This is a genomic window from Desulfobaculum sp. (assembly GCF_054921475.1).
Genome location: NZ_JBUDSW010000125.1, coordinates 1 through 10,132 on the forward strand (window position 1 = coordinate 1; position 10,132 = coordinate 10,132).

Annotated in this window: 8 protein-coding genes; 4 read left to right on the forward strand and 4 right to left on the reverse strand. The window is 61.8% G+C overall.

Annotated elements, in window-relative coordinates; genetic code table 11:
* Positions 1 to 116: 116 nt before the first annotated feature.
* Positions 117 to 857, reverse strand: coding sequence for an SGNH/GDSL hydrolase family protein (locus ACY69P_RS09510; RefSeq protein ID WP_462327293.1), 741 nt, complete (start codon positions 855 to 857; stop codon positions 117 to 119).
* A gap of 386 nt (positions 858 to 1,243) precedes the next feature.
* Here ACY69P_RS09510 and ACY69P_RS09515 point away from each other — a divergent pair, with 386 nt between their 5' ends.
* The 3 genes from ACY69P_RS09515 (at position 1,244) to ACY69P_RS09525 (ending at position 6,249) form a co-directional block, all read left to right on the forward strand.
* A complete protein-coding gene (locus ACY69P_RS09515; RefSeq protein ID WP_459897697.1) occupies positions 1,244 to 2,542 on the forward strand; it encodes an efflux RND transporter periplasmic adaptor subunit in 1,299 nt (432 codons plus the stop codon).
* Positions 2,543 to 2,549: 7 nt separating this feature from the next.
* On the forward strand, positions 2,550 to 5,618 hold the full coding sequence (locus tag ACY69P_RS09520) for an efflux RND transporter permease subunit (protein WP_462327294.1): 3,069 nt from the start codon (positions 2,550 to 2,552) through the stop codon (positions 5,616 to 5,618).
* 79 nt (positions 5,619 to 5,697) lie between these two features.
* Complete coding sequence (locus tag ACY69P_RS09525) at positions 5,698 to 6,249, forward strand: hypothetical protein (protein ID WP_459897701.1); 552 nt, start codon at positions 5,698 to 5,700, stop codon at positions 6,247 to 6,249.
* Positions 6,250 to 6,333: 84 nt separating this feature from the next.
* Here the strand turns inward: ACY69P_RS09525 and ACY69P_RS09530 are convergent, their stop codons facing one another.
* The gene (locus tag ACY69P_RS09530) at positions 6,334 to 7,683 is read right to left on the reverse strand and encodes a dihydrolipoyl dehydrogenase family protein (protein ID WP_462327295.1); all 1,350 of its coding nucleotides are present in this window, start codon (positions 7,681 to 7,683) and stop codon (positions 6,334 to 6,336) included.
* Between the two features lie 95 nt (positions 7,684 to 7,778).
* Between ACY69P_RS09530 and ACY69P_RS09535 the strand changes: the two genes are divergently transcribed.
* Positions 7,779 to 8,732: an Lcl C-terminal domain-containing protein gene (locus ACY69P_RS09535; protein ID WP_462327296.1), complete on the forward strand. Its 954-nt coding sequence runs from the start codon at positions 7,779 to 7,781 to the stop codon at positions 8,730 to 8,732.
* On the opposite strand, the gene ACY69P_RS09540 is transcribed toward ACY69P_RS09535, so the two are convergent.
* Positions 8,729 to 9,649, reverse strand: a complete 921-nt coding sequence (locus ACY69P_RS09540) for a YitT family protein (protein WP_462327297.1) — start codon at positions 9,647 to 9,649, stop codon at positions 8,729 to 8,731. The genes ACY69P_RS09535 and ACY69P_RS09540 overlap by 4 nt on opposite strands.
* Positions 9,650 to 9,902: 253 nt before the next feature.
* The coding region (locus ACY69P_RS09545; protein ID WP_462327298.1) for a hypothetical protein at positions 9,903 to 10,132 on the reverse strand (230 nt) is incomplete at its 5' end.

Below are 10,132 nucleotides of genomic sequence, written 5' to 3' on the forward strand. Positions count from 1 at the left end.
TGCGTCTATCCATGCGCTTAGCCGCCTCGCCCACCCTCAAAGCCTTCGCCAAAGAAAAGCCCACCACACAGAAAGCGTGGTGGGCGTCGTATAGAATGGGCCGTGGTCTTTTGGGGTTACCCGTCTCTTTCTCCACGTATTACTTTATACGCGGCATCCGCAAAATACCGATGCGTTGCCGTCATGGGATGCCAGTCATCCCACCACATGAAGCCATCTGGTTTGGGATAGGAGTAGGTCCCGAGCCACGGGACGTCAGGGATTTCGAAGGCTCCCGATGCCGCGAGCGTGTTGAACAGCCCATAGGCATCGACTGTGTAGAGCGTGACCCCCGGGTGCCTTTCAGAAAACCCGCCCGCCCCATGCAGCGCGGCGCTGAGCTTCGCATTGATGCCGACGACGAGTTGCGCAACCTCGGCTTTGACGTGTGCGTATTCCCCGGCGTAGGCCGGGGCAAGGGTGATATCGGGAAGCGTACTGATGAGGCATGTCCGCATACCTTTCGCGGCGAGACGCTCCAGCGCGTCGATGGTGTTGGCGGCCACGTCGCCCGCGTCCGCGCCGCCTTCGTAGATGTCGTTAATGCCGATAAGCACAGTGCACAGGGCCTGCGGCAAGGCGCTGTCATCGTCAAAGGTCTCCACCTGCCATGCAAGGCCGGACCAGTCCTTGGGACCGGAGGCGTTGCCGTGGCCACTTTGCGCGCCGCACCATGCTCTATCCTCAAGCGCCACGCCAAGACGCGCCGCGAGATGCTCAACCCACACGGGACCGTTACTGAGACGGTTGAAGCCGCTGCCGTTGCTGAATCCGTTGTCCGAAAAACTGTCGCCAAAGGCGATAACCCGCTGAAACATCGTAAAATCTCCGCTGACTGGCCGATGCGATGGAACGGCGTTGGTTTCTGATCGCGATCATTTTCCCGAATCACGTACCGCGATGCACGCGGAAGTTCAATCTTTGGCGAGGCGTGAGCGGCGCGCTGCTGTTGTTCTGTGCCGGATTGGCCGTATGCACGGGCCGGACGCACACCCTGGCAAAGCTGTATTGCTTTGGTCACGGGCGAAGACATGAGGGCGCAAATGTGGACAGGGAGGGCGCGTTGTCGTGCCCCGGTGTGCCTTGGGGAGAAGTTGAGACTTCGTGCGTAAACGTCTCCTCATTCTGCGTGGAATGTTGTAGGATGCGTGGTGCTTGCATCGTGTGGTCTCTGGGATGCAGGGCTGACATGAATGAACACTGAATGAAGGTGGTGGATATGCGTGTGTGGCGCTATGCAGTACTGGCTTTGTTGACGGTGGCGCTGTGCTCTGGGTGCGGCGATGATGACGTGCAGCAGCCGGAGGTGGTGCGTCCGGTGAAATCCATGCTCGTTGAGTCGCCCTCCAAGGGCCGGACCTATCGTTTTCCGGGGCGCGTTGAAGCCGCGAAGGAAGTGGAACTGGCTTTTCGTGTTTCTGGCACGCTGGTCGAGTTGCCTGTGAAGGAAGGGCAGACCGTGGAGCAGGACCAACTGATTGCCCGGCTGGACCCGCGCGACTTTGAAACGGAAGTCTCCCGCATCGAGAGCCAAATCAATGAAGCCAAGGCCCAGCTGGAGGCGATGCAGTCCGGCGCGCGTAGCGAGGACGTCCGCAGCCTTGAGGCCAAAGTGGCTTCGGCCGAGGCAAAGGCGACGGAAGCGAAACTGCAGGCCGAGCGCAAGGCGAAGTTGTATCAGGATAATGTGATTTCCAAGATGGAATACGACAACGCCGTGGCCACGCGTGATGTGGCGCAGGCGAATCTGGAGGGCGCCCGGCAGGAACTGCGCAAGGCGCGCCAAGGCGCGCGGCGTGAGGATGTGCAGGCAATGCAGGCCAGAATTGCTGGTCTGCGCACGCAGTATAAGCGCGCCATGGACGCTTTGGCGGACTCCGTGCTTCGCGCGCCATTTACGGGCACGGTGTCGCGGAGGTATCTGGAGAACCATCAGGAAATTTCCGCCCGCACGGCGGTGGTGAAGCTGCAGAACCTGACGGATGAGGTGCAAATCGGCATTGATGTTCCGGAAAGCATCATTGCCCACGGCGAGCGCGGCGAGGCAAAGCTGTTTGTGTCCTTCGAATTTTTGCCGGGAGAGCGCTTTCCGGCCGAGGCTGTGGAAGTGGGAACCGAAGCGGACCCGGCAACGGGCACCTTCCCGGTCAAGTTGGTTATGCGCCCCCGCAACGAGACCGAGCGTTTTAATGAAGACGGGCGTGGGACGTACATCCTTCCCGGTATGACCGCCGTGGTGGAGGCCGTGACCTATCCGCCTAAGCAGGATCAGGACGCGCCCCTGCGGGTGCCGGTGCACGCTGTGGCCGCGGATGCTGATGGCCGCCCGTATGTGTGGGTGGTCAACCCCAAGGACAGCACGGTGCACAGGCGGCCCATTATACGCGGCAGGCTTGAGGGAAGCAGCATCGAGGTCACGTCCGGCCTTGCGGTGGGTGAGCGGATTGTGACGGCTGGCGTGGATTATCTGGTGGAAGGTCAACACGTCCGAGTTGGCGAGTAGGTGCGTCATGAGCATAGCTGAATTTGCCATACGTCGCAGAACGGTGACCCTTGCCCTGTGCGCCGTCATCCTGCTGGGCGGGCTGTATGCCTACGAAAAGCTGGGGCGCCTTGAAGACCCGGAATTCACCATTAAGGACGCCGTGGTCATCACCGCCTATCCGGGAGCCTCAGCGCGCGAGGTGGCGGAGGAGGTGTCCGACGAGATTGAAACAGCCGTTCAGCAGCTGGCCCAGCTGAAGGAAATCAAATCTATTTCACGTCCGGGGCTGTCCATTGTCACTGCGCGGGTGAAGGATAAGTTTGGGAAAAGCGAAATTCCGCAGGTGTGGGATGAACTGCGCCGCAGAGTGCTGGACGCCCAGCCTAAACTCCCCCCCGGCGCGTCTACGCCGCAGGTGAATGACAACTTTGGGGACGTGTTTGGCATTTTGCTGACGGTGTCTGGCGAGGGCTACACCTATGAGGAATTGCGCCGCTATGTGCAGTTTTTGCGGCGCGAGCTTTTGCTTGTGGACAACGTGGCCAAGGTGGAGCTGTGGGGGCTTCAGGAAGAGGCCATCTTTATTGAGTTTTCGCGCTTTAAGCTGGCGCGGATGGGCGTCAGCCCGGATGTGTTTGTGCAGGCGCTGGCAACGCAGAATCTGGTGTCTCCCGCCGGGTCTGTGCAGGTAGGGGCGGAGCGCGTGCGCATCAGCCCCACGGGCGAGTTGTTGTCCGTGGAGGATATCGCAAGCCTGGAGGTGCGCGACCCGGCATCGAACCGGCTTGTGGCGCTCAAGGATGTCGCCACGGTGTCGCGGGGCTATGTGGACCCGCCGGACCATGTGCTGCACTTTGACGGCAAGCCTGCGCTGTCCATAGGCATTTCCGTGGCCCCCGGCGGCAATGTGGTGAAGCTGGGCGATGCGGTCAAGGCCCGCATGACGCAGCTGGAGCAGTACCGCCCTGTGGGTATGGAAATCGGCGTGGTGAACTTTCAGCCCGATGACGTGCGCAAGGCCGTGGACGGCTTTGTGGTGAATTTCATTGAGGCGCTGGCTATTGTGGTTGTGGTGCTTCTTGTCTTTATGGGGCTGAAAAGCGGGGTGCTTATTGGCGTGGTGCTGGCGCTGACGGTGCTGGCGACCATGATAGCCATGGACATGATGTCCATCACCCTGCAACGCATCTCCCTTGGCGCGCTGATTATTGCCCTTGGTATGCTGGTGGACAACGCCATTGTGGTGACCGAAGGCATGCTGGTGCGCATTGAGTCCGGCGTGGACCGCATCAAGGCCGCCAATGAGGTGGTGGGGCAGAATATGATGCCGCTGCTGGGCGCAACGGTCATTGCTATTTTGGCCTTTGCCGCCATTGGTGGGTCCTCGGACGGTACGGGCGAGTATTGCCGCTCGCTCTTTCAGGTGATGCTGTTGTCGCTGTTTATCAGCTGGGTGCTGGCTATTACGGTAACGCCGCTTCTGTGCACCATGGCGTTTCGGCCACGGCCTGGTGGCGGGGATGGGAGCGACGCCTACTCCGGGCGGCTGTTTACGGTGTACCGCCGGTTTTTGGAGGCCGCCCTTGCGCGGCGTTGGCAGACGGTGATTGTGCTGGTTGTGCTGCTGGTTGGCGCAGTGCTGTGGTTTGGTACGCTCAAGAACAGCTTCTTCCCGCCGTCCACGCGGCCGCAGTTCCAAATCCACTATTGGCTCCCTGAGGGGACGGACATTACGCGCACCGTTGCGGATATTTCCGTCATTGAGGACAAGCTGCTGGCGGATGAGCGGGTGACGTCCACGGCCTCGTACATCGGCAAGGGCGCAACGCGCTTTATGCTGGTCTTCGGGCCGGAGCAGTCGCAGTCCAAGGCCTATGGGCTCATCCTTGTGCGGGTGCACGACTATAACGACATTGACGGGCTTATTGACGAGTACGGGGCGTACTTGGCGGAGCGTTTTCCTGATGCGGAGCCCAAGCTGGACAAGTTCGTCCTTGGTCCCGGCGGCGGCTACGATGTGGAAGCGCGCTTTTATGGCCCGGACGCGGCAGTGCTGCGCACGCTGGCCAACAAGGCCAAGGATGTGTTCCGCACCTCGGCAAAGGCTACGGCCATCCGCGACAACTGGCGGCAAAAGAGCATGGTCCTGCGTCCGCGCTTTAACGAGACGATGGCTCGGCAGAACGGCCTGACCCGGCAGGACGTGCTGGAAACGCTGGAGTCGGCCTTTACGGGCAGCCGCATCGGTGTGTACCGCGAAGGGGACGACCTGCTCCCCATTATTGCGCGCTCCAATCAGGAACTGCGCGATGACGTGGCCCATATCAGCGAGCTGTACGTGTGGAGCTCCCTCACTCAGACCATGGTGCCCATCACGCAGGCGGTCACGGGCTTTGACGTGTTGTGGGAGGATACCCTCATCCGGCGCGAGAACCGCAAGCTGGTCATCACCGCGCAGTGCGACGCCGTCCCCGGCGCGCTGGCGAGCGAGGTGTTTCAGGAGGTCCGCGCAGGCGTGGAGGCCATTGACCTGCCCTTTGGCTACACCATGGAGTGGGGCGGCGAGTATGAAAGCTCGCGCGATGCGCAGGAGTCCCTTGCGGGGCTGATTCCCATCACCATTATTGCCATGGTGCTCATTGTCATCATGCTGTTCAACGCTCTGCGCCAGACGGTGATCATCTGGCTGACCGTGCCGTTGGCGATTATCGGGGTGACCTTTGGGCTGGCGGTGTTTGACCTGCCCTTTGACTTCATGGCGATACTGGGTTTTCTGAGCCTGATCGGCATGCTTATCAAGAACGCCATTGTGCTCATTGATCAGATTGATTTTGAGCGGCGGGGGGGCAAGGCGGACTATCAGGCCATTGTGGATTCGGGCGTCAGCCGTCTGCGGCCTGTGTGCATGGCGGCCATTACCACGGTGCTGGGCATGCTGCCGCTGTTGCAGGACCCGTTTTTTATCTCCATGGCGGTGACCATTATGTTCGGCCTCAGCTTTGCCACGGTGCTGACCCTTGTGGTGGTGCCGGTGCTGTACGCGCTGTTCTTTGGGGTGCGTGGGCCGGAGGCGGCGGTGTCAGGGACTGATTAATGCGTGGATTCTTGCCCGCATGTGTGGGCTGTGCTACGTCACCAGTATTCAACGAAATTGACGTCGGAGGTGAGATCGCATGAGTGTTGACGGATACATCCTGTACAGTGGCGGCGCACGCGGCGCGGAATCCTGCTTTGGCACGCTGGCCGAGCGGTATGGCATTCAGGAAGTGAACTACAGCTTTGACGGCCACCAGACCGAACGCACCAGAGGCATCCGGACCCTGACCACCGAGGAGCTCGCCCTCAAGGACGTGAGCCTGACCTATGTTTCGCGGCTGATGAATCGTAAATTCTCGCGCGCCCCCCTGTTCCGCAAGGTGCTCCAGAGCATCTGCTGGCAGGTGGCCAGTGGGCACGAGGTGTTCGTGGTCGGCTCCATTCAGGAGGACGGCACCGTCACTGGCGGCACGGGCTGGGGCGCGGAGTACGCCAAAATCTGCAACAAACCCCTCTACGTCTTCGACCAGAGCAAGGACACGTGGTTCAGATGGGCCAAAGCCCAGTGGGAGGAGGTGAAGGAGCCTGTTGTGGGGCACCATCATTTTGCCGGAACCGGCACGCGCTTTCTTGAAGAAAATGGCAAAAAGGCGCTGGAGGACTTGTTCTTCCGCAGCTTCGGCAACTAAGCCGCAGCGCAAGCGCCCCCTAAGAAATCACAAAGCCGCCCGGTCTGCATGCAGGCCGGGCGGCTGTCTTTTGTGTTCTCTGCTTTAGCGGAACATGTACTTCATGGCGTAGCCAAAGGACGGGTAGGCCCACAGCATGGAGCGCAGGTCGTCAATGGAGACCTTGGTGCGCATGGCAAGGGCGAAGAGGTTCACCATTTCCTCTGCGGCGTCGCCAAGGACGTGCGCGCCGAGGAGTTGGCGGTTGTCTGCGTCGATGATGAGTTTGAATCCGGCGCACTTTTGCCCAATGCGTTCATACTCGGACCAGCCCGAGGCGTCGCCAGTGACGATGTCCACCGTGCGGCCCTGCGCGGCGGCTTGTTCTTCCAGCAGGCCCACGGCGGCAAGGGGCGGGTAGGTAAAGAGCGCGTAGGGGATGGGGCCGTATTCCATGGCCTGCGGCGTGTTGCTGAGCAGGTTGTGGATGACGGTGTCGGCCTCCTTGGCCGCTACGGGCGTGAGGGGCATGCCGCCCGCGATAACGTCCCCCGCCGCGAAGACCGCAGGGTTGGTGGTGCTGCGCAGGGAGTGGTCCACAGTGACGGCGCCCTTGTCCGTGGCGACGTTCGCGGCCTCCAGATTCAGGTCCGCCGTGGCCGGAATGCGCCCTGCGGCCTGCACAATGAGGTCCGCCGGAAAATGCTCTGCGCCGCCGGGTCCGGCGTGCAGGACAACGCCCCCGTCCTCGGCGGTGATGCTGTGGGGCGGCAGGTCCGTGAGGATAGTGACGCCCTGCGAGCGCATGTGGTCCATAAGCCGCTGGGCGAGGTCTGCATCAAAGGGGCGCAGCACCCGGCTGCTGCGGTGGACGATGGTCACGTCCGCGCCCGTTGCGGCGGCGATATGCGCCATTTCAAAAGCAATGAATCCGCCGCCGATGAACACGATGCGTTCCGGCAGGGCGGCAAGTTCCAGAAAGTCGTCGCTGGTGACGGCGTGCTCGCCGCCGGGGATGTCCAGCGTGCGGGGCACGGCGCCGGTGGCGATGCAGATGCGTTCGCCCTCCAAGATGGCGGAGCCGGTGTCCACGGTGTTTGGGCCGGTAAAGCGGGCGCGGCCCTTGTGGATGTCCACACCGTTTTTGGCGTGCACGGCTTCAATCTTGTCCGAGATGGTGTCCGTGAAGGAGCGCTTGAAGGCCATGAGCTCCTGCCAGTCGATATGCGCCTGTCCTACCACGCCAAGGCCCGCGCTGTTGTGCAGGCGCTCGGCGGTTTGGATGACGTCCACCATCATTTTTTTGGGCTCGCACCCGCGCAGGGGGCAGGTGCCGCCGAATCCGTCGTGCTCGATGAGGGCGACGGTGCGCCCGGCCTTGTGACAGCGCGAGGCAATGCGTCCGCCTGCAGCGCCGGAACCTATTACAATCACATCGTAGTGCTTGGTGCTCATGGTTTTCGAAGCTCCTTTTATGCAGTAGGGTACATCATATGACACAGCATTCAACCCCTCAGCATACTGCAAAAAGTATACGGCGTGTACCTGTTTTGGCAACGGGGCAACAGTCCTGCCATGATGTGTCCGGCGCGGACATCCCGTGTTCCGGCTCCGGGCAGGACGCCGAAAGCGCTCCGGGCCTGCCGTGGCCCTCGCCCCGGTTTGTGGCGCAGGGCGAAACCGTGCGCGACGCGCTTACCGGCCTTGTCTGGACCGCCAACCCCACCCCGGCGACCTTTTCCATGCCGTGGGACGAGAGCCTTACCTTTGTGGAGCAGATGAACGCCGAGGCCTATGGCGGCGTAACCACGTGGCGCATGCCGGGGCGGCGGGAGCTTTTTAGCCTCGTCAGCTTTGCGGACCGCCGTCCGGCCCTGCCCGGGGGGCATCCTTTTGGGCGGGTGTTTCTGGGCTGGTATTGGACCTCCACCACCTTTGCCGGCGCGCCGACCCACGCATGGCGGGTGCATATGGAGGGCGGGCGAATGTTCTATGGCCGCAAGGCCGAGGAGTCGCTCCTGTGGCCCGTCAGCGGCGACAGCGCTGTCCTGCCGGAGTCCGGCCAGCGGGACCTGTATGACGCTGGCGGACGGGACGCCCAGCACGGTGCGTCATTGCCTGCGCCGCGCTTCAGCCTTGAAGGTGATGGCGCGGTGCGCGATGCGCTGACAGGCCTGCGCTGGCGCCGCGCTGCGGACCTGTGCGGCGAGGTGGCGTGGGCCGAGGCTTTTTCGGAGGTGGCCGCCCTTGCCCGGCGCGAGGACCGCCCGTGGCGTCTGCCTACCATCCGCGAACTGGAGAGCCTTGCCGATACGTCCCGCGCGTTCCCGGCCCTTGCTGCGGACCATCCCTTCACCCATGGCGCTGACGCGTATTGGTCCTCCACCACCAGCAGCTTTGAGACGGATTGGGCCATGGCCTTTTACCTTGGCAAGGGGGCCGTGGGCGTTGGGCACAAGGGCACAGCGCGCTTTGCTGTGTGGGCTGTGATGGATGCGGACTAGCTGTCCGTTAGCTTCAGGTTGCCGTAGCCGCCCCAAGCCTGCTGCACTCCGCCGATGACCACAAGGGCGTCCGGGTCAATCTGCGAGATCATAAACCGCAGGTCGCTGACGCGGGAGCGGCGCACCGTGCAGTAGAGCATGGTGCGCACTTCCTTGGAGTAGCCGCCTGTGACTTCCCACATGGTGACGCCGCGTTGCATCTCGTTGACGAGGGCGTAGCGGACCTGCTCCGGCTTTTTGGTGATGATGATGGAGGTGCGCAGCTGGCTGGAGCCTTCCATGGCAAAGTCCGAGAACAACCCGTTCATGACGAGGGAGAAGAGCGCTAGGAGCGCCATTTCCCAGTTGTAGACAAGCCCGCCAAGGCAGATGACGCCAAGGTCCGTGAACAGGTAGACCTGGCTCATGGGGTAGCCGGTGAAGTTATGGATAATGCGCGCGGGAATGGACGTGCCGCCAATGGTGGAGCCAAAGCGGAAGATGATGCCGCTGCCAAGGCCAAACAGCACGCCCGCGTACAGGCTGGCTAAGAATTTATCGTGCGTGATGGGGTAGGGGGCAAGCAGGCCCGGCATGATGTTCAGGAACAGCTCCACAAAGGCGGAAAAGGCAAACACCGCCATGATGGAGGAGCTCAGAAAGCGCCAGCGCCCCAAGTACACAAAGCCCAGCATCAACAGGGGAATGTTCACCAGCCAGATGACGATACCCTCGGACAGCCCAACGGTGTCGCTGAGGATAATGGCAAGGCCGGAGATGCCGCCAGCCGTGATGTTGTAGGGCACCTGAAACAGCACAAAGCCAAGAGCCGCAATGGCGCAGCCCGCCAGCACCATAATGTTGCGGAAGGTGAAACGGCGGATTCTGGTGGCGAGGGGGAGTTCCAGCTTTTTTTTGATCTTTTGGCGTGTGTTCATGGATGCAGGCTCGTTGCGGTTAAGGGGCTGTGGAAAAAGAGTGCGCTGCTGCGCTTCTGGGCGACGTATGGACCCGGCGCCGCAGAACGGCGCACAGGACGCGCCCCGGTCTTATGCGGCGTCTCGCCGTCTCGTTGTACAGTCCTTATGGGCTGTGGAACAAAAACGTGCATGAGACAGGCCATGCGCCGGGGGCACGCTCCACGTGTAGCATTATTTTGTCCGGGATGACAGGGGGATGCGGCGTACGTCTTTATTCCGCCGTAGCGCGCTCGTCCGCATAGTGGGAGAGGCCAAGGCGTGCGAGCTCCGGGAGAAGCTGGTCGTAATTGTCGATGATGTCCGAGAGGGCGTCCGGGCTGACCTTTTGGTAGTCCGTGGTCACCGGTGCCTTGGCCGGGTCGATGCCAAGGAAGGGAAACAGCTTTGCCTGCGTCTGCGGGGAAAAGGTGTGCGCGCTGCCCCGCACATGGCCCACCATGT

Excerpts from the sequence above, each read along its gene's own strand:
- ACY69P_RS09510 (WP_462327293.1), bottom strand. The coding sequence starts at position 857 with ATGTTTCAGCGGGTTATCGCCTTTGGCGACAGTTTTTCGGACAACGGA.
- ACY69P_RS09515 (WP_459897697.1), top strand. The coding sequence starts at position 1,244 with ATGAAGGTGGTGGATATGCGTGTGTGGCGCTATGCAGTACTGGCTTTG.
- ACY69P_RS09520 (WP_462327294.1), top strand. The coding sequence starts at position 2,550 with ATGAGCATAGCTGAATTTGCCATACGTCGCAGAACGGTGACCCTTGCC.
- ACY69P_RS09525 (WP_459897701.1), top strand. The coding sequence starts at position 5,698 with ATGAGTGTTGACGGATACATCCTGTACAGTGGCGGCGCACGCGGCGCG.
- ACY69P_RS09530 (WP_462327295.1), bottom strand. The coding sequence starts at position 7,683 with ATGAGCACCAAGCACTACGATGTGATTGTAATAGGTTCCGGCGCTGCA.
- ACY69P_RS09540 (WP_462327297.1), bottom strand. The coding sequence starts at position 9,649 with ATGAACACACGCCAAAAGATCAAAAAAAAGCTGGAACTCCCCCTCGCC.